This window comes from Janthinobacterium sp. DSP2-3-3 (assembly GCF_049897325.1).
In the GTDB taxonomy this organism is placed as follows: domain Bacteria; phylum Pseudomonadota; class Gammaproteobacteria; order Burkholderiales; family Burkholderiaceae_D; genus Janthinobacterium.
In genome coordinates this window covers 839,040-863,056 of the sequence record NZ_JAFCWA010000001.1, presented here as the reverse complement: position 1 = coordinate 863,056, position 24,017 = coordinate 839,040, and the positions used below count along the sequence as shown (strand labels likewise).

General features: G+C 64.1%; 22 protein-coding genes and 1 pseudogene. 18 read left to right on the top strand and 5 right to left on the bottom strand.

The genetic code is table 11. From position 1 onward, the window contains the following. Positions 1–198 precede the first annotated feature (198 nt). The 4 genes and pseudogenes from ACP7DE_RS04125 to ACP7DE_RS04110 form a co-directional block, all read left to right on the top strand. Positions 199–798: a TetR/AcrR family transcriptional regulator gene (locus tag ACP7DE_RS04125; protein ID WP_426070855.1), complete on the top strand. Its 600-nt coding sequence runs from the start codon at positions 199–201 to the stop codon at positions 796–798. A gap of 14 nt (positions 799–812) precedes the next feature. Continuing rightward, complete coding sequence (gene map / locus ACP7DE_RS04120) at positions 813–1,616, top strand: type I methionyl aminopeptidase (protein ID WP_426070854.1); 804 nt, start codon at positions 813–815, stop codon at positions 1,614–1,616. Between the two features lie 2 nt (positions 1,617–1,618). Continuing rightward, positions 1,619–2,143, top strand: a complete 525-nt coding sequence (locus ACP7DE_RS04115) for a hypothetical protein (RefSeq protein WP_426070853.1) — start codon at positions 1,619–1,621, stop codon at positions 2,141–2,143. A 59-nt stretch (positions 2,144–2,202) separates the two neighbouring features. After that, positions 2,203–2,352, top strand: a pseudogene (locus ACP7DE_RS04110) (FABP family protein); the annotation flags it as partial. Between the two features lie 47 nt (positions 2,353–2,399). Here the strand turns inward: ACP7DE_RS04110 and ACP7DE_RS04105 are convergent. Beyond that, positions 2,400–4,877: a hypothetical protein gene (locus tag ACP7DE_RS04105; protein ID WP_426070852.1), complete on the bottom strand. Its 2,478-nt coding sequence runs from the start codon at positions 4,875–4,877 to the stop codon at positions 2,400–2,402. Positions 4,878–4,957: 80 nt separating this feature from the next. After that, entirely contained in the window at positions 4,958–5,737 is a 780-nt protein-coding gene (locus ACP7DE_RS04100; protein ID WP_426070851.1) for an AraC family transcriptional regulator, read from the bottom strand. Between the two features lie 108 nt (positions 5,738–5,845). Between ACP7DE_RS04100 and ACP7DE_RS04095 the strand changes: the two genes are divergently transcribed. Both ACP7DE_RS04095 and ACP7DE_RS04090 read left to right on the top strand, forming a co-directional pair. Further along, positions 5,846–6,739, top strand: coding sequence for a DMT family transporter (locus tag ACP7DE_RS04095; RefSeq protein WP_426070850.1), 894 nt, complete (start codon positions 5,846–5,848; stop codon positions 6,737–6,739). A 198-nt stretch (positions 6,740–6,937) separates the two neighbouring features. Next, positions 6,938–7,534, top strand: a complete 597-nt coding sequence (locus ACP7DE_RS04090) for an O-methyltransferase (protein WP_426070849.1) — start codon at positions 6,938–6,940, stop codon at positions 7,532–7,534. 4 nt (positions 7,535–7,538) lie between these two features. Here the strand turns inward: ACP7DE_RS04090 and ACP7DE_RS04085 are convergent, their stop codons facing one another. Beyond that, positions 7,539–8,048 carry a GAF domain-containing protein gene (locus ACP7DE_RS04085; protein ID WP_426070878.1) on the bottom strand — a complete coding sequence of 170 codons (510 nt, stop codon included), beginning with the start codon at positions 8,046–8,048 and terminating at the stop codon, positions 7,539–7,541. Positions 8,049–8,115: 67 nt separating this feature from the next. Beyond that, positions 8,116–9,006 carry a LysR family transcriptional regulator gene (locus tag ACP7DE_RS04080; RefSeq protein WP_426070848.1) on the bottom strand — a complete coding sequence of 297 codons (891 nt, stop codon included), beginning with the start codon at positions 9,004–9,006 and terminating at the stop codon, positions 8,116–8,118. 84 nt (positions 9,007–9,090) lie between these two features. On the opposite strand from ACP7DE_RS04080, the gene ACP7DE_RS04075 reads away from it, so the two are divergent. From ACP7DE_RS04075 to ACP7DE_RS04045, 7 genes are all read left to right on the top strand, one after another. Then, positions 9,091–10,083, top strand: coding sequence for an aldo/keto reductase (locus ACP7DE_RS04075; RefSeq protein WP_426070847.1), 993 nt, complete (start codon positions 9,091–9,093; stop codon positions 10,081–10,083). A gap of 129 nt (positions 10,084–10,212) precedes the next feature. Further along, positions 10,213–11,058 carry a CheR family methyltransferase gene (locus tag ACP7DE_RS04070; protein ID WP_426070846.1) on the top strand — a complete coding sequence of 282 codons (846 nt, stop codon included), beginning with the start codon at positions 10,213–10,215 and terminating at the stop codon, positions 11,056–11,058. Between the two features lies 1 nt (position 11,059). Continuing rightward, positions 11,060–11,668 (top strand): chemotaxis protein CheB, encoded by a 609-nt coding sequence (locus ACP7DE_RS04065; protein ID WP_426070845.1) that lies wholly within the window; start codon positions 11,060–11,062, stop codon positions 11,666–11,668. Between the two features lie 106 nt (positions 11,669–11,774). Next, on the top strand, positions 11,775–12,899 hold the full coding sequence (locus tag ACP7DE_RS04060; protein ID WP_426070844.1) for a hybrid sensor histidine kinase/response regulator: 1,125 nt from the start codon (positions 11,775–11,777) through the stop codon (positions 12,897–12,899). Then, positions 12,896–16,294 carry a PAS domain S-box protein gene (locus ACP7DE_RS04055; protein WP_426070843.1) on the top strand — a complete coding sequence of 1,133 codons (3,399 nt, stop codon included), beginning with the start codon at positions 12,896–12,898 and terminating at the stop codon, positions 16,292–16,294. The genes ACP7DE_RS04060 and ACP7DE_RS04055 overlap by 4 nt, the downstream gene beginning before the upstream one ends. Before the next feature lie 48 nt (positions 16,295–16,342). Then, the gene (locus tag ACP7DE_RS04050) at positions 16,343–16,741 is read left to right on the top strand and encodes an MAPEG family protein (protein WP_426070842.1); all 399 of its coding nucleotides are present in this window, start codon (positions 16,343–16,345) and stop codon (positions 16,739–16,741) included. Between the two features lie 133 nt (positions 16,742–16,874). After that, the gene (locus ACP7DE_RS04045; RefSeq protein WP_426070877.1) at positions 16,875–17,159 is read left to right on the top strand and encodes a hypothetical protein; all 285 of its coding nucleotides are present in this window, start codon (positions 16,875–16,877) and stop codon (positions 17,157–17,159) included. Here ACP7DE_RS04045 and ACP7DE_RS04040 read toward each other — a convergent pair. Next, on the bottom strand, positions 17,111–17,311 hold the full coding sequence (locus ACP7DE_RS04040; protein ID WP_426070841.1) for a hypothetical protein: 201 nt from the start codon (positions 17,309–17,311) through the stop codon (positions 17,111–17,113). The two genes, ACP7DE_RS04045 and ACP7DE_RS04040, sit on opposite strands and share 49 nt — an antisense overlap. 116 nt (positions 17,312–17,427) lie before the next feature. Between ACP7DE_RS04040 and ACP7DE_RS04035 the strand changes: the two genes are divergently transcribed. The 5 genes from ACP7DE_RS04035 to ACP7DE_RS04015 all read left to right on the top strand — a co-directional run bounded on the left by ACP7DE_RS04035 (position 17,428) and on the right by ACP7DE_RS04015 (position 23,855). After that, the gene (locus ACP7DE_RS04035; protein WP_426070840.1) at positions 17,428–18,468 is read left to right on the top strand and encodes a ligase-associated DNA damage response exonuclease; all 1,041 of its coding nucleotides are present in this window, start codon (positions 17,428–17,430) and stop codon (positions 18,466–18,468) included. Next, entirely contained in the window at positions 18,461–20,104 is a 1,644-nt protein-coding gene (locus ACP7DE_RS04030) for an ATP-dependent DNA ligase (RefSeq protein WP_426070839.1), read from the top strand. Before ACP7DE_RS04035 ends, ACP7DE_RS04030 begins: the two co-directional genes overlap by 8 nt. 21 nt (positions 20,105–20,125) lie before the next feature. Further along, positions 20,126–22,603 carry a ligase-associated DNA damage response DEXH box helicase gene (locus tag ACP7DE_RS04025; protein WP_426070838.1) on the top strand — a complete coding sequence of 826 codons (2,478 nt, stop codon included), beginning with the start codon at positions 20,126–20,128 and terminating at the stop codon, positions 22,601–22,603. Beyond that, positions 22,600–23,274 carry a ligase-associated DNA damage response endonuclease PdeM gene (gene pdeM / locus ACP7DE_RS04020; RefSeq protein ID WP_426070837.1) on the top strand — a complete coding sequence of 225 codons (675 nt, stop codon included), beginning with the start codon at positions 22,600–22,602 and terminating at the stop codon, positions 23,272–23,274. The genes ACP7DE_RS04025 and pdeM overlap by 4 nt, the downstream gene beginning before the upstream one ends. A gap of 200 nt (positions 23,275–23,474) precedes the next feature. Beyond that, positions 23,475–23,855: a KGG domain-containing protein gene (locus tag ACP7DE_RS04015; protein WP_426070836.1), complete on the top strand. Its 381-nt coding sequence runs from the start codon at positions 23,475–23,477 to the stop codon at positions 23,853–23,855. The last annotated feature ends 162 nt before the right edge of the window (positions 23,856–24,017 follow it).

Below are 24,017 nucleotides of genomic sequence, written 5' to 3'. Positions count from 1 at the left end.
TCATCGAATGCTGCCACCAACGAGATCGGTTCGTTTGCCATTTGCGCGTCCAAATATTGAAAGTAAACGCCTTTCTTGGCAGGTTTACAAGCAATATTTTTGCCCTACGGCCAAACCGAGCACTAATCCTTCATGCAATCGCCCTGGGTGCATCTCGGGACGCTTGACGGATTCAAATAGAATCTGTATTCTATTTGAATGGTCAGACTCGCAAAATTCAACGAAAACAACTTCATCGACAGCGCGATCGCCGTCGCCGCCCAGTGCGGCGTGGCTGCCGTCTCGATGGCCGCCATCGCCGTCAAGGCCGGTGCGCCCATCGGCTCCGTGTATCACCGCTTCGATTCGCGCAACGCCATCCTGGCGCGCGCCTGGCTGCGCGTGAAAAGCGATTTCCGCGAGGAAGTGGCCAGCCGCTGGCTCGGTGGCGACACCTGGGCCGGCGTGCACGGCTTGCTGGACTGGTGCCGGCGCAAGCCCGTATACGCGCGCTTCCTGCTGCAATGCGCGGACAGCCCCGATTTCAGCAGTGGCCTCAGCGAGGAATTGCTGGCCGCCGTGGAAGAGGAACAGGCGGCGCTCGACGCCTGCTTTGTCCGCTGCGCCGAAGCCATGCCCGCCACCACGGAGCTGGACCTGGACCACATGCTGCTCAAATTCGTGCTGATCGACGCGCCCGTGGCCGTCGTCAAGCCCTACCTGACCCAGGAGCGGCCGATACCGGCCAGTGTCGACGCCATGCTGCGCGCCTCGCACGACGCCGTGCGCGGCTGGGCTTTACACACCACATCACATTAACAAAGAAGAAATCCATGCGCTATTCCACCCAGCTTGAACACGGCAAGAAAATCCCCCTGCACGATGAAGAAGGTTTCATCGGCATGCGCGCGGCCGGCCGCATCGCCGCCGACACGCTCGACTACATTACGCCCTTCGTGAAACCGGGCGTCTCGACGGCCAAGCTCGACGCCCTGTGCGAAGAATTCATGCGCGCCGCCGGCGCCATCCCCGGCACCATCGACTACCACGGCTACAAGCACGCCAGCTGCATCTCCGTCAATCACGTGGTCACGCACGGCATCCCGTCCGAGACCAAGATCCTGAAAGTGGGCGACATCCTGAACATCGACGTGACGCCAAAATTCCAGGGCTGGTTTGGCGACACCAGCCGCACTTTCAAGGTGGGCGCAGTCTCCATCCTGGCCAACCGCCTGGTCAACACGGCGTATGACGCCATGATGGCCGGCATCCACACCGTGCGCCCGGGCGCGACCTTGGGCGACGTGGGCGCCGCCATCGAGGCGGTGGCCAAGGCGCAGGGTTTTTCTTCCGTGCGCGACTTCTGCGGCCATGGCGTGGGCCAGGTCTTCCACGACACGCCGCAAGTGCTGCACTATGGCCGCGCCGGCACGGGCATCGTGCTCGAACCGGGCATGATCTTTACCATCGAACCGATGCTCAACGTGGGCAGCTACCAGGTCAAGGTCTTGCCAGACAAATGGACGACGGTGACGAAAGACCGTTCGCTGTCGGCGCAGTTCGAGCACTCGCTGGCCGTGACGGAAACAGGCTTTGAAATCTTCACCCTGACCGGTTTGACCGACCCGCTGGTGTAAGCATGAATGACGCGCGCCGGCAGCAGCTCACCGATATCGTCGCCGCGAAAGCCGGCGTGGACGCGGCCTGCGCGGTGCGCCACCTGGCGCTGCATGATGACGACGTGGCAGCCGCCCTGCGCGGCATCGACGCCGAGCGCTACACGCTGACGCAGCGCTTGCTGAACAAATACCGGCGCGCCCCGGAAGACGCGCTGCAGCACGTGGCGCTGGTCGTGCTGCAGCAGGAAGGCATCCGCAGCGACAGCGTGCTGCGCTTTGATCTCATCGCGGCCCTGGCGCCGCAAGTCGCTTGCGTGGTGACCCTGGCCGAATGGCTGGCCTACGTGGACTGGGAAGGCTTTGACAGCGCCTTGTATGTGAATATCGAGGCGGTGGCGGCGCTGATTGCCGGCGAGCTGCAGCTGCCTGACGTCGCCGCCAACTTGCTGCAGGCGCGCGACGCGGCGGTGTTCGAGGCGCAGCGCCCCGCGCTGGCGACAGCAGCCTTGCTGTTCATCGAGTGCCATAGCGCGCTCTTTCCCTGACAGCGGCCTGCGTCTTACCATGGCGGCAAGCACTGTTGCCCCATTTTGAAGACTTCCGCATGAGCGATTTTCCCGAAGATATCTACACCGAGTCGTCCGCCGACGTGCACACCCTGAACAACCTGGGTCCCTTGACGGGCATGGCCGGCATCTGGACGGGCACGCGCGGCCTGGACGTCAAGCCGAAAGCCGACGGCCCGCGCAAGCGTACGGCCAGGCAATGCAACAACGCCATGGGCTTTTTTTCAGCTGCTCCTTAAGGTTGACCCTGGGCTACCGCCTTGATCGCGCGTTCCTCGCCCATGGCGGCGGCGATCTTCCAGCGCTGCAGGGCGCTGGCGCGGTCCGGACGCTTCAAGCCCGCGCCTTCCCAATCCATCAACCCCAGGTTGTAGATGTCGCCCGCGCTGCCCTTGTCGGCGGCCAGGGTGAACCATTTGCGCGCTTCCTTGTGGTTGACGGGAATCTGGTAGCCGCGCACGTGGTACAGGCCCAGCAAATGCATGGCTTGCGCATTGCCCTTGTTCGCGGCCTGCTTCAGCAGGTCGAGTCCGCGCGCCATGTTGCGTGCTTCCTGCCAGCCTTCGGCCAGCATCACGCCTTTCGCCGTCAGCGCATAACTGTCGTTCTTCACCAGACCCTTGCCGATCAGGGGCTTGGCGGCCACCTGGCGCGCTTGCCGCTGCTGCGCCGTCGGCGCGGTGACGGGGCCGGGTTTGCCTTCGCCCATCAGCAGCATCCAGCCATACAAACCATACGCGCCGGCGTCGCCCTTGCCGACCAGGCTTTCCAGCATGGCCAGCGCCTGCACCTTGTCGCCATTTTCATACAGCTTGACGGCCTTGGCGTTACTTGCGTCCTGCGGCACGGCGGCTGGCGCATGGGGTGCGACGGGCGCCGAGGCCATGGCCGCCTGCGCTGGTGGGGAGGGCGCGCGCACGCGCACGCGCACGGGCAAGCCATAGCTGGCGGCCAGCACGGCCAAGCTGGCGGGCGCGAGGATCAGCACTTGCGCCAACTGGTTGCGGCGGCCCTTGCCGGCGATGCGCATGGCGCGTTCGGCCTGCTGCTCGCCGCCCAGCGCCTCACTGAGCACTGTTTTCACCTTGCGGTTGAAGAGCCAGTAGCCGGCGCCCGTCACGAGCAGGCCGGCGACGGCGGCGCCACCGCGGCCGGCGAAGAACCAGGTGGCGATGGCGGCGACCAGCGCGGCCAGCGCGCTTTTCCACCAGAATTGCTTGGCCAGCCGCGTGTAGACCTGGCGCAAGGCACCGAGCACGCAGGTGCGCACATTTTGCGCATACTCGGCGGAGACGATATCAACGTGCGCGTGGTCCGCTTCGCCGCTGAGGACAGACTCGATTACATCCGCATTCAGTTCCGAGGCAGCCACGTCGCGCAGTGGCGTCAATAAACGCTGCACGTGAGCCGAAAACAGGCCATCGTCGGCGCTGCCGGCCAGCGCGTCGCTGAGCGCCTTGAGGTCGCCGCGCAGCAGCTTTTCCACGATGTCATCGAGCGTCAGCCAGCGCAAGTCGGTGCCATATGCCACCAGGTGGTGTTTTTCTGCGTTGCACGCGGCGTCCAGGCGCACGATGCGCAGCTTGGCCGCATACAGGGCGTCGACTTCCTGCGGCTGGTCTTCATTATAAATGCTCACTTTCGCCAGGCCCACGCTGCTGGCGATGGCGGCCAGTGAGTGCACGCTCTCCTTGTCGCGGATGCGACGCGCATCGTCGGGCGCCTGCTTGGGCAGGCTGACGCTGTAGCCGGGCGCCACATGCACGTCGACCCAGGCCGCCTTGCCCACCTTGCCCGAGCCGTCGCACGGGTTGCAGCGCAAGTCGCCCACGCCGCTGCAGGTACGGCAGGTGACGCTGCCGCTGGCGCGGCAAGTGCCGCAATTGACATTGCCGGAACCGTGGCAGCTGTTGCACGTGACCTTGCCGAAGCTGCAATGGTAGCAATTGCGATGCTCGGTGCGGTATTGCGTGCGCGTTTCGCTGTGGTAGCTGGTGTGCGAGCTGCCGTTGCTGTAGGTGGTAGTGGGCACTTGCACCGTCACGTAATCGGTGACTTGCTCGGACACCGTGCCGCTGCCGCTGCAATACGAGCACGATATCTTGCCGCTGCCGTAGCAGCCATACGCGTCGCAGCTGACGGTGCGCCCGCCGTGGCAGTTCCAGCAGGTTTCCGTGGTCGAACCGTGGCAGGTGTGGCAGCTGATGCGGCCGCGGCCGGTGCAGTTGCTGCAGGTGTCCAAATGCCAGTACTTGACGGCGTGCGGCAGGTAAACGCCCGCTTCGACGCCGTTGTAGGCCTGGCCCGCCTGGCGCAAGGCATTGTCGAGCTTGGCTGCAGCGCAGCGCAGGCGTTCCTTCTCCTGCGCGTGAGCGAGTGCTCCCACCTCATGCAGGCCACCCTGACAGCGGCAGTCATTGTCCGCTGGCGCGAAGTAGCCATTGATGACGCGCTGCTCGCAGCGCGCCTCGAGCGCGTAGTTGGCCTGCAAGGAAAAATCTTGCAAGACGTCTACCTCGCCCAGCGGCGTGATGTCGTGCGGCTCGAAACGCGTCTTGTCCTGCACCAGGGTGCGTAGCTTGCCCAGCACGGTGGGTATTTCTTCCTTTTCCAGGCGGATGGTCGCAGGTGCCGCCGTCGCGGTCGACGCTGGCACCTCGGGCAGGTCGGTGCTGCCAGCAGTGTCGGTGGCCGTCTCGGTGCTCGGGTTCATGCGCGTCCTTTTGCTCTCTGGAAAGATGTTTGAATTTTAGCATCCCCATATGACAAAGCGGACAACGCCGGTTTGCTTTCTCAGCGCAGGCCGCGGCGGAACTGGTCCGGCGTGCCGCCGCTCTGGCGGCGAAACATGGCGATGAAGGCCGAGGCCGTGCTATAACCCAGTTCCAGCGCGATGGCCTGCACGGTGTCGCCCTGTTCCAGCAAGGGCAGCGCGGCCAGGAAGCGCTGGCGCTGGCGCCATTCGCCGAACGGCATACCCAGTTCGCGCTGGCAGCGGCGCGCCAGGGTGCGTTCAGTCACATGGAATTGCGCGGCCCAGTCGGCCAGTGAGCGGTTACTGCCGGGATCCGCCTGCAGGGCCGCCAGCAGCGCCGCGATGACGGGTTCGTCGCTGCCCGGCAGGTAGTTGCGGCTGCAGGGCGCCAGCTGCAACTGGTCGACCAGCACCTGCGCCAGGCGCTGGTCCGCCTGGGTGGCGGGCGTGGTGACGCCCCGGCCGGCAAAGTCGCCGAGGATAGCTTTGAGCAGGGGACTCAGGACCAGCGCACACGGCTGCGCCGGAAGTTGCGCGCACAGGCTGGCATCGATGTAGGCCGAGTGAAAGGTCACATCCTGGCGGATATAGCCGTCGTGCAAGGTCTCGGGCGGTATCCACACGGCGTACTGGGGCGGCGACAGATAGCGCTGGCCCGCCACCATGATTTCCATCACGCCCGTGGAGCAATACGTGAGCTGTCCCCACGGATGGCTCTGGTAATCGAATTGCTGGTGCGCGTGATAATCGTCGAGGCGAAAGTACACGGGGTAGGGCAGGGTGTCGGAAACGGCGGGAAAATGCTGGTTGCTGGCCATCGTGTCTCCTGTTTTGTCCTGTTCTTCGCATCGTTTGTCCGGTATGCATTATATCCATGGAATCGGACCATGCGAAAATGGCGCTCATTGAATAATGGAGTACGCCGCATGCAAGCCAAGCATTACCTGTTTCCCGTGATCGCCGTGCTGATCTGGGCCATCAATACCATCGTCAGCAAGATGGCCGTGGGCGTGATCGACCCGGCCGCCATCTCGTTTTACCGCTGGCTGCTGGCCGGCGTGCTGCTGGCGCTTGTGTTTGGCCGCGCCGTGTGGAAGCAGCGGGCCGTGGTGCAACCGTATCTTGGGAAACTGTTTGTGTTGGGCATGTTGGGCATGGTCATGTACCAGTGCCTGGCCTACATCGCCGCGCAAACGACGACGGCCACCAATATGGGCATCCTGGCATCCGTGATGCCGCTGCTGGCCGTGGGCCTGTCCGTACTGCTGTTGAAAGAGGCGCCCACCGTGGGCGGCGTGTTTGGCGGCCTGGTGTCGCTGCTGGGACTCGGCTATCTGCTCAGCCATGGCGACCCGGTCGCCCTGATCGCCCATGGAGCGGCCGTGGGCGACGCTCTGATGCTGCTGGCCTGCCTGTCGTATGCGGGCTATGGCGTGCTACTCAAGCGCTGGAAGATTCCCCTGAATAATTGGCATTCCCTGCTGATCCAGGTCTGGTGCGCCGTGCCCGTGCTGTTCGTGTATTACCTGAGCCAGTCCGCGCCGCCCGTCACCAGTGCCGGCTTGCCGCTGGTGCTGTTTGCGGGCATCCCCGCTTCCATCATCGCGCCGTTTTTGTGGATGCACGGCCTGGCCAAGCTGGGCCCCAGCCGCGCGACGACCTTGATGAATTTGCTGCCCGTGTTTACCGTCATCATCGCCATGCTGTTCCTGGGGGAAACCTTGCATAGTTATGATGTGATCGGCGGCGGCGTGACCTTGCTGGGCGTGGTGATGGTGCAAACCCTGAAACGTCCTCTGCACCGCCGTGCCAGCGCTTAAGTAACCCCCACTAAATTATTGTGATTTCTGACTTCCTTAACCGGCGCTCTGCAGCGTTGCCCGCTGCTAGCAGTGCTTGCACTGCGTCGCAACAGGCGCCTTGCATAGCATCCGGTTCTGTTCGTCATAATTTCACAGTAATTTCCCGAGGATTACTTGGTTTTTTTGCTATGCTGATGCTTTGAACAAGGAGCCGCCATGCCAAGCATCGATACCCTCGATACCTTATTATGTGAACTCGAAGCATTCGGTAGCAGCAACGATGCGGCGCACGCGGAGCGCGCCAGCCGCATGCTCAACATTACGCGCGACACGGGCGAATTGCTGGCCGTGCTGGTGCGTGCGCGCGGTGCGCGCCGCGTGCTGGAAATTGGCACCTCGAACGGCTATTCCACCCTGTGGCTGGCGCGCGCGGCGCAGGCGCTGGGCGGCATCGTGGTGACGGTGGAAAAAGCGCAGGACAAGTTCGACATGGCGCATGCCAACTTTGTGCGCGCGCAATTGCAGGGCGTGGTCAAGCAACTGCTGGCGGACGCGGGCGACGTGCTGCGCGATGCGGCGGATGGCGCTTACGATGTCATCTTTCTCGATTCCGCCCGCCAGCAGTATGCACAATGGTGGCCGCAGCTGGACCGCGTGCTGGCGGCCGGCGGCGTGCTGGTGGTGGACAACGCCAGTTCGCATTACGCGGACATGGCGGAGTTCCTTGACGCCATCCGCGCCGACAGCAACTACACGACGTGCCTGGCCACCGTCGGCAAGGGCGAATTCATCGCCGTCAAGTCCGGCGACTGATTACTTACTCTGCGACGATGGCCGCTTCCAGCACGCGCACCAGCGATTCGACGCCTTGCGCGTCGACATCGTCGAAACGGCCCACCAGGGGACTGTCGAGGTCGAACACGCCGATGATCTGGCCGTTTGCAAAGACGGGCACCACCAGTTCCGAGCGTGAATTGACATCGCAGGCGATGTGGCCGGGAAACGCGTGCACGTCCTGCACGACGATGGATTTGCCTTCGACCACGGTGGTGCCGCACACGCCGCGGCCTTTCTTGATGCGGATGCAGGCCGGCTTGCCCTGGAACGGCCCCAGCACCAGCTCCTCGCCCTTGAGGAAATAAAAGCCGGCCCAGTTCAAGCCCGGCATGGTGTGGAAGACCAGCGCGCTGAAGTTGGCTGTATTGGCGATGAAGTCGCTCTCGCCCGACAGCAAGCCTTGCAGTTGCGAACGCAGGTCCGCATACATGGCTTGCTTGGCTTCCGGGGTATCGGTGCCGTAGGCGGCGTCGCTGATGGTAAACGTCATGGTCGTGGAGGAGTGCAAAATAGGTAAGGCGCCATGGTAGCGCGTCTGGCGCATCCGCGTGCGGCCATCACTTGTTCAGATGCTCCACCGCCAGTTGGCGCAGCAGGGGCAGGGCCGCATGGCCGTGCTCTTGCCGCCAGGCCAGGCCGATGCCGGCCGCCAATTCCTCTCCCTCCAATAGTTGCCGGTAGACTACGCCAGCGAGGCGCAGCGCGCGGAACGAGTCGGCCAGCAGGGCCATGCCCTTGCCGGCCGCCACATCGCTGAGCAGCACATGGTGGTCGGGCGCCTCACGCAAAAAAATGGGCGCGAAGCCATGGCGGCGAAACACCTGCTGACAATGGTCGAAAAAGGCGGGCTGGCGCGCCCGTTCGAACCAGTAAATCGATTCTGCCGCGATGTCGGCCAGACCCAGCTTGCGCTTTTTTGCCAGGCGGTGCCTGGCCGGCAGGGCCAGCATCATGGGCTGGCGCGCCAGCGGCTGCACGGCCAACTCGAAGGTGGCGCTGGGCAGGGCGAGCAGGGCCGCATCGAGCTGGCCCTTGCGCACGCCAGCGACCAGGCGCGGTGACGGCGCCGCCGTCAGTTCCAGCCGGACCTTACCCAGTTGCCCCTCCAGTGCCGCCAGCAGGGGCCGGAACAGGCCTGCTTCCACCGAACTGGTCAGGCCCAGGCGCAGGCGCGCGGGCGCGCTGTCTTGCCGCAGTGACGTTTGCGCCAACTCAAGCAAAGCGAGGATATGCAGCGCTTGCGGCAGCAGGGTGCGGCCCGCCTGCGTCAAGGCCACGCCCTGTGTGTCGCGCTCGAACAATCGTGCGCGCAGCCGTTCTTCCAGCCCTTTGATGGCGCGCGACAGGGGCGGCTGGCTCATGTGCAGCTGTTCCGCTGCCTGGCGGAAGTTCAGGCAGCGGGCGACGGCGCAAAACAGGCTCAAGGCATGGGTATCGAGGGATCTCATACCAGAAAGGTATCACGAAATTGCGCATTCCCTTGCTCGCTGGCGCGGCGCAGACTGGCCGTATTGACAATGAGGGAGATCAACATGCAACTGCAACAACGACGCATCGGCCATAGCGGCTTGAACAGTTCGGCATTGGGCCTGGGCTGCATGGGCATGTCGGAATTCTATGGCGCCACGGACGAGGCGCAATCCTTGGTCACGCTGGAAGCGGCCCTGGCGGCGGGTGTGACCCTGTTCGACACGGCCGACGCCTACGGTTTTGGCCACAACGAGCAATTGCTGGGGCGCTTCCTGGCAGCCCATCGCGGCCAGGCCCTGGTCGCCACCAAGTGCGGCCTGGCGCGCGAGGCAGGCAGTTATGCGCGCCGCGTCGACAACTCCCCCGCCTACATCCGCCAGGCGTGTATAGCGTCGCTGGCGCGCTTGGGCGTGGATGCCATCGACCTGTTTTACCTGCACCGATTGAACCTCGAGACGCCGCTGGAAGACTCGATGGGGGCGCTGGCGCAACTGCTGCAAGAGGGCAAGATTCGCGCCGTGGGCCTGTGCGAAGTGAGCGCCGCCACCTTGCGGCGCGCGGCGGCGCTCTGCCCCGTGGCCGCCGTGCAGAGCGAGTACTCGCTGTGGACGCGCGAGCCGGAGCAGGGCGTGCTGGCCGCCTGCCGCGAAGTGGGTGCCAGTTTTTTTGCCTACAGCCCGCTGGGCCGCGGTTTCCTGACGGGCGCCATTGCCGGCGCGGACAGCCTCGACGCCGGGGATTTTCGCCAGTTCAATCCCCGTTTCGCGGCCGATAACCTGGTGCGCAACCAGGCCATCGTGGCGTTGGTGCGGGAACTGGCGCGCGCGAAAGACTGCACGCCGGCCCAGCTGGCGCTGGCCTGGCTGCTGGCGCAAGGGCCGGACATCATTCCTATCCCCGGCACCAAGCGCATCGCCTACCTGCACGACAACCTCGGCGCGTTGGCCGTGCAGCTGGACACGGCGGAATTGGCGGCGATGAGCGCCGCCTTTCCCTTGGGCATGGCGGCGGGCGGGCGCTATACGGCGGAAGGCATGAAGGGCGTGGATGCCTGAAAAAGATGAGCCGAGCGTACGCCAGCGTACCTAACTGACGCTTTAGCTGCGGGATAATTCCCGACGATCTGCTAGCATTCCGGCTGGCTCCAAGCACCCGCGCGGCGCTGCGGGGCCGGGGGATGCAGCATGGATAGAAGGGTGGATGTCAAATTGCTAGATGATGATATTTTCGATATCGAATTGAAGTTATTGCTTGAAGGAATCTTGTTGAGATATCAGCACGATTTCCGCGATTATTCGGTGGCGTCGTTGCGTCGGCGCATGCGCCAGGCCATGGAGCGCTTCGGCTGCGCCAGCCTGTCGCAGTTGCAGGATCGCATCTTGCACGAGCCGGCCATGTTCGCGCAGATGCTGCAGTTTTTCACGGTGCAAGTGAGCGAAATGTTCCGCGATCCTGCGTATTTCCGCGCCTTGCGCGAAAAAGTCGTGCCCATCCTGCATACCTATCCCTCCATCAAGATCTGGGTGGCTGGCTGCAGCAGCGGCGAAGAGGTGTGGTCGCTGGGCATCTTGCTGGAAGAGGAAGGCTTGCTCGAGCGCAGCATGATTTATGCGACCGACATCAATGTCGAGGCGCTGGCCGCCGCCGAAGCGGGCATCTATCCGATTGAGCGCATCGCCCAGTTCAGCGAGAATTACCAGTTGGCGGGCGGCAAGCGCTCCTTGTCAGACTATTACACGGCCGCCTACAAGGGCGCCATCTTTGAGCGGCGCCTGCGGCGCCAGTTCGTCTTCGCCGACCACAGCCTGGCGACGGACAGCGTGTTTTCGGAGGTGCACATGGTTTTCTGCCGCAACGTCATGATTTACTTCAATAAAGACTTGCAAGACCGCAGCCTGGGCCTGTTCCACGAAGCGCTGGTAAACCGGGGCTTCCTGGGCCTGGGCATGAAGGAAAGCCTGCATTTCAGCCGCCATGCGGCCAGCTTCAACGAGCTGAGCCCGGCTGTACGCATCTTCCAGCGTGCCTGACATGCTGCCGACCTGCGACGTGGCGCCACCGCCGGCCGGACTGCGTCTGATCGCCATCGGCGCCTCGGCCGGCGGCGTGGAGGCGCTGGGCATCGTGCTGCGCGCCTTGCCCGCTGCCTGCCGCGCAACCGTGGTGGTGGTGCTGCACCTGGCGCCGGGCCGCTCTAGCCAGTTGCCGCAGCTGTATGCTGCGCGCTGCGCGCTGCCCTTGCGCGAAGCGCAGGACAAGGAACCGCTGCAAGGCGGCACCGTGTATTTCGCGCCGCCCGATTACCACCTGCAAGTCGAACCCGATGGCTGTTTTTCCCTGTCGCAAGAAGCGCCCGTGTATTTTTCACGCCCGTCCATCGATGTCCTGCTGGAAACAGCCGCGTACGCTTACCGGCGCGCCGTGCTGGCTATCATCTTGACGGGTGCTTCGGCCGACGGTGCGGCAGGCCTGGCGCGCGTGCGGCAGCTGGGCGGCAGCGCCTGGGTACAAGACCCGCAACGGGCCAGTTGTGGCATTATGCCGGCCGCCGCGCTCAAGTTGGCCGGCGCCGACCGCGTGCTTGATTTGCCGCAGATGGCTGCCAGCCTGGCCTTGCTTGGCGATGGCGAACACAAGTGAGTGGGAGTGGAGCAGTGCGTGTAATATATGTGAGAATTGAAACAATGTTTATATCGATCTCGAAACATGATGGCATCTTGCCGTTGCGATGCCTGAAGATGACTCCGTGACTGCACCTATTTATATCCTCGTCGTTGACGACATCGCGCAAAACCTGGTCGCCGCCGAAGCCGTGCTGGCACGGCCTGGTATTGTCATCCTGAAGGCAAGCTCGGGCGCTGAGGCGCTGGAATTGCTGTTGACGCATGAGGTCGCGCTGGCCCTGATCGACGTGCAAATGCCGCAGATGGATGGTTTCGAACTGGCCGAGCTGATACGCGGCAGCGAACGCACACGCGGCATTCCCTTGATTTTCCTCACAGCCGCGTCGCGCGAAGCGAGCTACAGCTTCCGTGGCTACGAGGCGGGCGCCGTCGATTTCCTGTACAAACCCATCGACGTGAAAGCCTTGCAAAGCAAGGTGGCGGTGCTGGTGCAGCTATACCAGCAAAAGCGTGAATTGTCGGCCCAGCTCGATGAACTCAAGCATGCACTGCACCTCAATGAACTGTTCACAGCCGTGCTGGGCCACGATTTGCGCACCCCCTTGTCGGTGGTGATGAACGGCGCCATGCTGTTGCCGATGATGAGCGACCACCCGAAGGTGATCGTCACGGCGCAGCGCATCGAAAGCAGCGCCAAGCGCATGGCGCGCATGGTCGACCAGCTGCTGGACCTGGCGCGCATCCGTTCCGGCACGATGGAGTTGCGCAGCAGCACGCACGACTACCTGGCGCTGGCGCGCGCCATCGTCGAGGAATGCGAGACGGCGGGCCAGGCCACGCATGTCGAGGTCAGCAGTGTCGGCGAGCTGCACGGGCAATGCGATGCGGGCTTGCTGTTGCAAGTCATCTCGAATCTGTTATGCAATGCCATCACGCATGGCGAGGCGGGCACGCCGGTGCATTTGGCCCTCGACGGACGCGACGCCGACAGCATTGAATTGCGCATCGCCAATCGTGGTGTCATCCCCGCCGCCTTGCTGCCGACCCTGTTCGAGCCTTTCCGGCAGGCGGGCGAGAAGCGCAGGACGGGGCAGGGCCTGGGTCTAGGCCTGTACACGGTGAACATGTTCGTCAAGGCCCACGGCGGCACGGTCGAGCTCAGTTCCACGGCCACGCAGGGCACGGTAGTGACCGTGCGCATCCCGCGCCAGTGTCAGGTGCGCGTGCAAGCGGGACTGGCCACATGAGCGCGCCAGCCTGGCCGCGCGGCGGCGGCAACATGGGCGAGCTGGTGCGCCGGCACGACTGGTCCGCCACCAGCCTTGGCGCGCTCGATGGCTGGCCTGCCCATTTGCGCACCAGCGTCGACATCGTGCTCAATTCACCGATGGCGATGGTGCTGATGTGGGGCTCGCAGCACGTCATGATTTACAACGATGACTACATCCAGATCGCCGGGGCGCGCCATCCGGCGGCGCTGGGCGCCACGGTACCTGCCGTCTGGCCCGAAATCTGGGACTGGAACGCGCGCATTCTCGAAGCGGGACTGCGCGGCGAAACGCAGGTGCACCGCGAATGCTGTTTGCCGCTGTTGCGCGATGGAGAGTGCACGGATGTCTGTTTCGACCTGTATTACACGCCTGTGCATGGTGCCGATGGCCAGGTAGATGGCGTGCTGTGCACGGCGCTGGAATTGACGGCGCGCATGGAAGAGGGGCGCCAGCTGAAGCTGGCCACGGCCGAGCTGGGCGAACTCAACGCCACCTTGCAGACAGAGAGCGAGGCCGTGCGCGCGGCCAACCGTCGCCTGGGCGAAGAGCGCGCGCTGCTGCGCGCCCTGTTTCAACAGGCGCCCAGCTTCATGGCCATGCTGCGCGGGCCGCAGCATGTGTTCGAGCTGGCGAATGAACATTATCTGCGCCTGGTGGGCCACCGCGATTTACTGGGCAAGACTGTCGAATTGGCCTTGCCTGAAGTCAAGGCGCAGGGCTTCATCGAACTGCTCGACCAGGTCTATCGCACGGGCGAACCCTTCGAAGGGCGCCAGGTGAAGGTGGATTTGCAGATGGCGGACGGGCAGACGTGCCAGCGCCAGATCGACTTCGTGTATCAGCCCATCAAGGATGACGAGGGCGTGGTCACGGGTATCCTGGTCGAGGGCATCGATGTCACCGAGCGCATGGAAGGCGAGGAGCGGCTGCGCCTGGCCCAGCAGGCGGGCGGCATCGGTACCTTCGAATGGTTCCCCGAGACGGGCGCGATGCTGGTCTCGCCCATGTTCCGCCGCTTGTGGGGCATTGCCGACGAGGAAGAGGTCACGCAACATTTGCTGGTGAGTCTGGTAGACGAACGGGACTTGAATAAGGTGGGGCCCAGCAAGCTTGACCTGGCGCAAAATCCCCTCGAGTATGTGGAGTACCGCATCCGCCGCCCTGCCGACGGAGCGTTGCGCTGGATCGCGCGCCAGGGCGAGGTGGTGGCCGGCCGCGTGCCGGGCCAGCGCCGCTACGTGGGCGTGTCGTTTGACGTCACGGAGCGGCGCCATATCGAGGATGAACTCACCGCCAGCCAGGAGCGCATGGCGGCCATTTTCGGCCAGGCCTCGGTGGGCTTGTCCGAGCTGGGCCTCGATGGCCGTTTCCAACGCGTCAACGGCGCTCTGTGCCGCATGCTGGGCCGCTCGGCTGAAGAGCTGCTGAGCCTAAACATGAACGACATCATGCATCCGGCGGATGTGCCTGGCAACGGCGTGCTATTCCAGCGTCTGGTGGAAACGGGTGAATCGTTCTCGCTGGAAAAGCGCTACCTGAAACCGGACGGCTCGCATGTGTGGGTGTCGAGCAATGTCAGCCGTCTGCTGGACGCGCAGGGCCAGACGCACTCCCTGATCGCCGTCAAGACCGACATCACGGACCGGCGCCGCGTGGAAAAGGCGCTGCATGAATTGAACGAAACGCTGGAACACCGTGTCGAACAAGAGGTGAATGAGCGCACCAAGGCCGAGGATGCCTTGCGCCAGGCGCAAAAAATGGAAGCCGTGGGCCAGCTGACAGGCGGTATCGCACACGACTTCAACAATGTGCTGCAAATCATCTCCGGCAATTTGCATTTGCTGCAGCACCTGACGGGCACGGATGGCGTGATGCGCCAGCGCCTGGACACGGCGATTACCGCCGTCGAGCGAGGCGCCAAGCTGTCGTCGCACCTGCTGGCGTTTGCGCGGCGTCAACCATTGCAACCGGTAGTGGCCGACCTGGCGCGCGTGGTGCGCAACATGGATGCGTTGCTGCGGCGCGCCTTGGGCGAAGCGATCGATATCGTGCTGGTGGGTGGTGGCGGGCTGTGGAATACCCTGATCGACCGCAGCCAGATCGAGAACGTCATCCTCAACCTGGCCATCAATGCGCGCGACGCCATGGATGGCGTGGGCAAGCTGACCATCGAGCTGGGCAATGTGGTGCTCGACGAGCAGTATGTGAACAAGCTGGTCGATGTGCCGGCCGGCCAGTACGTGATGCTGTCGGTGACGGACACGGGCCGCGGCATGAGCGGCCCCGTGCTGCAGCGTGCGTTCGAGCCGTTCTTCACCACCAAGCCGGAAGGCGCGGGCACGGGCCTGGGCTTGTCGATGGCGTATGGCTTCGTGACGCAAAGCCGCGGTCATATTCGCATTTACAGTGAACCTGGCGTGGGCACGGGAGTCAAAATCTATTTGCCCCGTTCCCTGATGGCCGAAGCGGACGAGGAACTGGAATTGAGCGGCGTCGTCACGGGCGGCACGGAAACGGTGCTGGTGGTGGAAGACGACGTGGGCGTGCGCACCACCGTGGTCGACATGCTCGGTGCGCTCGGCTATACGGTGCTTAAAGCGGAAGATGGCGAAAGCGCGCTGTCCGTGCTGCTGAGCGGCGCGCAGATCGACTTGCTGTTTACGGACGTGATCATGCCCGGCCCTGTCAGCAGCACGGAGATGGCGCGCCAGGCGCGCGCGTTGCAGCCCGATATCGCCGTTTTGTTTACCTCGGGCTATGCGCAAGACATCATCGTGCATGAGGGCAGGCTCGACGCGGGTGTGGAATTGCTCAGCAAGCCGTACCGACGCGAAGAGCTGGCGCGCAAGCTGCGCCATGTGCTGGCCAACCGCCAGCAGCAAATGCGGGCGCGCCAGTTTGACCGATCTGGCGCGTCGGTGGCCGGCATTCAGGCGAGCGGCAGCACGGCGACCGGCGTGCTGGAAGGCGGTACGCCAGGGCTTGACTTGACGGGCCATGCTTTGGTGCCGCAGGGTGACCTGCCGACATCGATGAAAATTCTCGTGGTGGAAGACAATCTCGATTCCCAGCTGATGGTGTGCGAGCTGGTGGGCATGCTGGGCCACACGGTCAGCGGCGTGTCCGATGGCGAGGCGGCGTGGCAATTGCTCAATGAGCAAGACTTCGATATTCTGTTTACCGATGTCAGCCTGCCAGGCATGTCCGGCATCGCGCTGGCGCGCATGGTGCTGCGCGAGAAGCCGGACATGCGCATCATCTTTTCCACCGGCTATGGCAAGGAATCGATGGATGAACTGGGCTTTTCCGCCAGTGTCTTGCGCAAGCCCTATGATTTGACAGAGTTGCAAGCAGCACTCGATCAACCCTGATGGGCACGCGCCGGCACGGCTTGCCTATCTGACCCTGAAGAGGCACACATGACTCCTGAACTGACCATGCTAGGCTGTACTCTGGTGCTGGCGCTGGTGCAAATCCTGTTGCCCGCACTGTTACGCACGCGCGAAACAGGCACGGCGTATAACGTGAGCGCGCGCGACGGCGACGGGCCGCCCGTGGGCAAGATCACAGGCCGCTTGCAGCGGGCCCAGGCGAACCTGTTTGAAACCCTGCCCCTGTTCGCTGCCGCCGTACTGATCGCCCACGTGACGGCGCAGGAAAGCGCGCTGACCCTGTACGGCGCGGCCCTGTATCTGGCCGCCCGCGTGCTGTACCTGCCGCTGTACGCGTTTGGCGTGCCGGTCGTGCGCACGCTGGTGTGGTGCGTGTCGATTGCCGGCTTGCTGATGCTCTTCTGGGCGATCCTGTTGGCTTCCTGAAGTCCTGCGCGGGCTGTAACAGCCTTCCTGTGGCGGTGCGCCGGTCCCGGCCGTAAGGTGACGGCAAGCTGGCGGCTGGTTGCGCGCGGACCAGCAGGAAGTCATCGACAGCGTATAGGCCGGACGCGACACCCTGGCCATCCTGTCCACCGGCAGCGGAAAATCGCTGTGCTACCAGCTGCCCGCCGCGCTGTTGCCCGGTGCGACTGTCGTCGTGTGGCCGTTGATCTGGCTGATAAAAGACCGCTGGAAAAGCTGCAGCAGCTGGGCATCACGGCCGTGCAGCTCAACAGCAGCCTGTGGGAACGGCCACAGTGGAAGTGATGGCCGATATCGACACCCGGCTGGAAGCGCGCAAGCTGCAGCTCATCACAAGCTGGCGGTGCCGATTGCCCTGGACGAGGTGCCGCAAGCGTAGACTCTGGCGCAAGCCCCCGCCGAACCATCGTTGCCGCTGATCGCCGTGCGCAGCCGCGTGCGCGTGCCCCGTTGCCAGATCGGCAGCGCGCTGTCGGTGGTGGGCGACCAGGTCATGATGGCGTTTCCGGAAAACACCACGCGCACTTTCATGGCTGAGTTTATCGCACCTGCGCGTATCCATTGTGCGCTGTCGAACAGTGATCGCGCGCAAGAGCGCTAGAATCAAGTCATTCCGACGCAGTTTTTTTTAACGTAGGGAGCTGGGCATGGCCGACATGGTAGTGGTGCGCAAGGAAGGCTTGTATTGCGTGCCGGGGCAGTTTTACATCGACCCGTGGCGCCCTGTCGAGCGCGCCATCATCACGCATGCGCATGCCGACCATGCACGCGTGGGCCACCGGCATTACCTGTGCGCCAGCGACGGCGTCAAAGTGCTGCAGGCGCGCCTGGGTGCCGTTTCCATTCAGGGTCTCGCGTATGGCGAGACTGTCGAACACCACGGCGTGCAGGTGTCGCTGCATCCGGCCGGCCACGTGCTCGGTTCGGCCCAGGTGCGCATGCAGCACGGCGGCGCAGTGTGGGTGGCGTCCGGCGACTACAAGTTGCAGCCCGACCTTACCTGCACGCCGTTCGAGCCCGTGCGCTGCGATACCTTCATCACGGAATCGACATTCGGCCTGCCCATCTACCGCTGGCAGGCGCCGCAGGAAATCCATGACGATATCAACCAATGGTGGCGCAGGAATGCGGCCGAAGGGCGCACCAGCGTGCTGTTCTGCTACGCCTTTGGCAAGGCGCAACGCATCCTGGCGGGTCTGGACGCCACTATCGGTCCCATTATCTGTCATGGCGCGGCGCAGGCCTTGACGCAGGTCTACCGCGAGTTCGGCGTGGCCTTGCCGGCCACCGTGATGGTGGGCGATGTGACGCACAAGGCGGCCCTGAAGACGGCGATGGTGATCGCGCCGCCTTCGGCCGCCGGTTCGCCGTGGATGAAGCGCTTCGGCGACTACAGCGATGCGTTCGCCAGCGGCTGGATGCTGTTGCGTGGCGCGCGCCGGCGGCGTGGCGTGGACCGGGGTTTCGTGCTGTCCGACCATGCCGACTGGCCCGGCCTGATGCAAGCCATCAGTGCCACGCAGGCCGAACGCATCATCGTCACGCACGGCTCGATACCCGTGATGGTGCGCTGGCTGCAGCAGAATGGCTGGCAGGCGGGCGGCTTTGAGACCGAGTATGGCGATGACGAAGCTGATGACAGTGCGCCTGGTGCTTCCACGGCAGCGGAGGACGTCACCCATGCGTGAATTTGCCCGGCTGTACGCGGAACTCGATGAAACCACGTCCACCAGCCGCAAGCTGGCGGCGCTGCAAGCCTATTTTCGGGGCGCATCACCCGAAAACGCGGCCTGGGCCGTCTATTTCCTGGCCGGCGGCAAGCCGCGCCAGGCCGTGCCCACCAAATTGCTGCGCGAATACGCGACCGAACGTGCCGGCCTCGATGCCTGGCTGTTCGACGAGGCTTACCACGCCGTGGGCGATCTGGCTGAAACCATCGCCCTGATCCTGCCCGCGCCCGCCAGGCGCAGCGATATCGGCCTGGCCGAGTGGGTCGAGCAGCGCATCGCGCCCTTGCGCGGCGCGGCGCCCGAGACCATCCGCGCCGCACTGCTGGCGTACTGGGACGAGCTGGAAACGCGCGAACGGTTTCTATTGATCAAGCTGATCGGCGGCGGTTTTCGCGTGGGCGTGTCCAAACTGCTGGTGACGCGCGCGCTTGCCGGCATCGCCGCCGTGGACAGCAAGCTGATCGCGCAGCGCCTGATGGGCTGGACCGATGGCAAGGTCAGCCCCACGGGCGCGGGCTTCCTCAAGCTGACCGGCGCGCAGTCGGAGGACGAACATGCGCTGCGCGGCGGCCAGCCTTACCCCTTCTTCCTGGCGCACCCCTTGCAGGCGCCGCCGGAGACGCTGGGCGACCTTGCCGACTGGCTGGTTGAATGGAAATACGACGGCATGCGCGCCCAGCTGTTGCGCCGCGATGGCGTCAACTGGTTGTGGTCGCGTGGCGAGGAATTGATCACGGAGACTTTTCCTGAACTGGCGCAGCTGGCTTTGCCCGAGGGTACGGTGCTCGATGGCGAAATCCTCGTCTGGAAGCCGGGCGAGCTGCCGGCACCATTTGCTGATTTGCAACAACGCATGGGGCGCAAGGCGCTGCCTGCCAAGCTGCTGCCTAAGCTGCTGGCCGAGCTGCCGGCCGTGCTCGTGGCCTACGATATGTTGGAAATGGATGGGGTGGATGTCCGCCAGCTGCCCCAGATGGAACGGCGCGCGCTGCTGGAAACCCTGGTGGACGGCGTGTCTTCTCCCGCGCTGCGGCTGTCGCCGCGCATCGCCGCCGATAGCTGGGATGCGCTGGCGGCCATCCGTGCTGAGTCGCGGGCGCGCGGCGTGGAAGGCCTGATGCTCAAGGCCGTCTCGGCCGCGTATGGCGTGGGCCGGACGAAAGACGTGGGCACCTGGTGGAAATGGAAGATCGACCCGTATGCCATCGACGCCGTGCTGATCTACGCCCAGGCGGGCCACGGCCGGCGCGCTTCGCTGTACACGGATTACACGTTTGCCGTGTGGGATGGCGAGCATGGTGAAGAGCGCAAGCTGGTGCCCTTCGCCAAGGCATATTCGGGCTTGACGGATGCGGAAATTGGCCAAGTCGACGCGGCCATCCGCAAGAACACCATCGAGAAATTCGGCCCCGTGCGCAGCGTCAAGCCGACGATGGTGTTCGAGATCGGCTTCGAAGGCATCGCTGCCTCCAGCCGCCACAAGGCGGGCATCGCCGTGCGCTTTCCCCGCATCCTGCGCCGGCGTGAAGACAAGGCCATCGCCGACGCGGACACCCTGGCCACCCTGAAGGCCCTGCTGGCGAGCGCCGCATGAAGGACGATTCATGAGCAAGCGATGAGCAAAAGCACGCTGGCGCAGCGCATCGATGCCTGGTTTGCAGGGCGCGGCTGGACGATCTTTCCCTTCCAACGCGCCGTCTGGCGGGCCGCCGCACAGGGTAGCTCCGGCCTGTTGCATGCCAGCACGGGGTCCGGCAAGACGTATGCGGTCTGGTTCGGCGCCTTGCTGCGCGCCGAGCGCCTGAAAAGCAAGGGCGGAAAACAGGGACGAAAGCAGGGTTTGCGCGTGCTGTGGATCACGCCCATGCGGGCGCTGGCGGCCGACACCGTGCGCGCGCTGCACGCGTCGGGCACTGATCTCGCTCCCGGCTGGCGCATCGAGGCGCGCACGGGCGATACCAGCGCCGCGCAGCGGGCGCGGCAGGCGAAAGCCTGGCCCGAGGTGCTCGTCACGACGCCGGAAAGCCTGTCCCTGATGCTGAGTCAGGCCGATGCCCAGGCACGCTTCAGCCTGTTGGAAACGGTGATCGTCGACGAGTGGCATGAATTGATGGGCAGCAAGCGCGGCGTGCAGGTGCAGCTGGCGCTGGCCCGCTTGCGCCGCTGGAATGGCGCATTGATGACGTGGGGCTTGTCGGCTACCCTGGGCAACTTGCAGCAGGCGCAGGACGTCTTGCTGGGCGAGGAAAACGCCGGCGTGCTGGTGGAAGGTAAAGTCAAGAAGCGCATCCTCGTCGACAGCCTGATTCCTGTGAACCCCACGCGCTTTCCCTGGGGCGGGCATTTGGGCATCCAGATGCTGCAGCCTTTGATCGCCGAGATCGAGGGCAGCGCCACCACCCTGATATTTACCAACACGCGTTCGCAGGCAGAGCTGTGGTACCAGCACTTGCTCGATGCGCGGCCGGACTGGGCGGGATTGATCGCCCTGCACCATGGTTCGCTGGACCGCGAAGTGCGCGAATGGGTCGAGCAGCACCTGAAAACGGGCCAGCTGAAAGCCGTCGTGTGCACCTCCAGCCTGGACCTGGGCGTCGATTTCCTGCCCGTCGAACGGGTGCTGCAGGTGGGCAGCGCGAAGGGCATCGCCCGGCTGGTGCAGCGGGCCGGGCGCAGCGGCCACGCGCCGGGACGCATTTCGCGCGTCACCCTGGTGCCGACCAACAGCCTGGAACTGCTGGAAGCGGCGGCTGCCCGCGCTGCCTTGGCACAGGGCCATCTGGAAGCGCGCCCCATACCGGACAAGCCGCTCGACGTGCTGGTGCAGCACCTGGTGACGATCGCCCTGGGCGGCGGCTTCGAGTCGCCGGCCCTGTATGACGAAGTGCGCGCCGCCTGGTCCTACCGCCACCTGACGCCAGACGAGTGGCAATGGGCGCTCGACTTCGTCGCCCGCGGCGGGCAAAGCCTGACCGTGTACCCGGAATACCGGCGTGTGCTGCCGGACGAACAGGGCGTGTACCGCGTGCCGGATCTGGCCCTGGCGCGGCGCCACCGCATGAGCATCGGCACCATCGTCTCGGAGGCGGCGATTCAGGTCAAGTTCCTGGGCGGCGGACGCATCGGCAGCATCGAGGAATCGTTCATCGCGCGCTTGAAGCAGGGCGACCATTTTTTGTTTGGCGGGCGCATCCTGGAATTCGTGCGCGTGCACGAAATGACAGCGTATGTGCGGCGTGCAACAGGCAGCCGCGGCGCCGTGCCGCGCTGGCAGGGCGGCAAGATGCCGCTGTCGTCGGAACTGGCGCATGCCGTGCTGGACCAGTTGCAGCTGGCGCAAGAGGGCAAGGCCAGCGGGCCGGAGATGCACGCGCTGGCGCCGCTGCTGGCCATCCAGAAAAAATGGTCCAGCCTGCCCACGCGCGCCAGCCTCTTGCTCGAAACCTTGTCCAGCCGCGAAGGTCATCACCTGTTCGTGTATCCGTTCGCCGGCCGCTCGGTGCATCTGGGACTGGCATCCTTGCTGGCCTACCGCATCGCGCGCGTGCAGCCGGCGACCTTGTCGATCGCCGTCAACGATTACGGCTTTGAATTGCTGGGCGCGGACGATATCGATTTTGCACCGCTGTTGACGGCTGCCAGCGGCGCTGATATTCCTCTGTTCAGCACGGACAACTTGCTCGAGGACGTGCTGGCCAGCCTGAACGCGACGGAATTGTCGCAGCGGCGCTTCCGCGAAATTGCCCGCATCGCCGGCCTCGTGTTCCAGGGTTATCCGGGACAGCCGAAAAGCGCGCGCCAGTTGCAAGCGTCGTCCTCGCTCTTCTTTGAAGTGTTTCGCAAGCACGACGCGGCCAATTTGCTGCTCACGCAGGCGCAGCGCGAAGTGCTGGAGCAGGAACTGGAACTGACGCGCTTGCGCGCCACCTTGCACGAGCTGCATGGACGGCAGATTTCGCTGCAACCGTTGGAGCGGGCCTCGCCGTTTGCCTTCGGCCTGATGGTCGAGCGTTTCCGCGAACAGCTGACGACGGAAAAACTGTCGGACCGGGTGGCGCGCCTGGTGAGTGCGCTGGAAAAGGCGGCCGCATGAACGGCCAGCGCCCAGCGCATTGCGTGGTGGAACTGGCTGGCGAGCTGGTATGGCTGCTGGCGCACCAGGCCGTGTATTGGCCGGCGCGCAAGATGCTGATTATTGCCGACATCCATTTCGGCAAGGCGGCCGCCTTCCGTGCGCTGGGCGTGCCCGTGCCGCGTGGCACCACCACGCAAAACTTGCTGGCGCTGGATGCCTTGCTGGCCAGCCATGTTTGCGAGGAAATCGTCTTTCTCGGCGACTTCCTGCACGCGCGCGCCGCACACGCGAACGCCACCGTGGCGGCCATGCTGGCCTGGCGCACGCGCCATGCGCACGTGCGCCTGACGGTGGTGCGCGGCAATCATGATGCGCATGCGGGCGATCCGGCCGCCGCATTACGCATCAGCATGGTGGACGAACCGCACAGCGTGGGCAATCTTTCCTTCTGCCATCACCCGGACACCGTCGCGCCCGGCTATGTGCTGGCCGGCCACGTGCATCCCGTGTTTCATTTGCGGGTGGACAGGAACGGCTTGCGCCTGCCATGTTTCCTGCTGGGTCGGCAGCGTGCCATTTTGCCATCGTTTGGCGCCTTTACGGGTGGCCATGCGGTGCGGCCAGCCGTTGGCGAGCGCGTGTATGTGACGGCGGACGCGGCGATTTTCCCGATACCCAATACCCAATAACTGCTGAGTGTTTGGTACTTTTGGTGAAAAACTGGAAGTAACTGTGCCACCACGGGCGGGACTCATCCTACATGCGCTCTTGCCATCCTCCTATTACTTGTGCCCCCTGTGCGCACTAAGATAAGGCTTCCCTTGCCGTGCGAGGGGGAAGAATTGCATGGTTTGCACTGTTTTCTGATTCATCGATCAAGGAGATCATCATGGCCACATCGAGCGACAATAAACAGCAAGGTAGTAAAACCGGTAGCAGCAGTAGCGGTAGCAGCAGCGGCGGCAACAAGCAAAGCGATACCAGCAAGCGTGGTTTTGCTTCCATGGACCCCGCCCAGCAGCGCGAAATCGCCAGCGAAGGCGGACGCGCCGCGCATGAAAAGGGCACGGCGCATGAATTCACGTCGGAAGAAGCGCGCCGCGCAGGCAGCCAAAGCCACAAAAACGATGCCAGCCGTCAAAGTGCCGCCAGTTCCAGCGGTGCGCGTGACAATTCCGGCATGAAGCAGGATGGCAACCGCGACAGTGGCAACAAGCAAAGTGGCGGTGCGGGTTCAGGGACGGGCTCGTCCGGTTCGCGCAACAAGTAAGTGGAAACGCTAGCAAGGCACGCCTGGCCGGGGGGAATCGCACATTGCCGCTGGTCAGGCGGGGCATTGGTTGGCCCGTCACAAAATTTTGATGCAATGCAGCAGGCATGGACTATGATGAAATAGCTGCGCCGGTCACGGCCAATTCTCAGTCAATTTGCA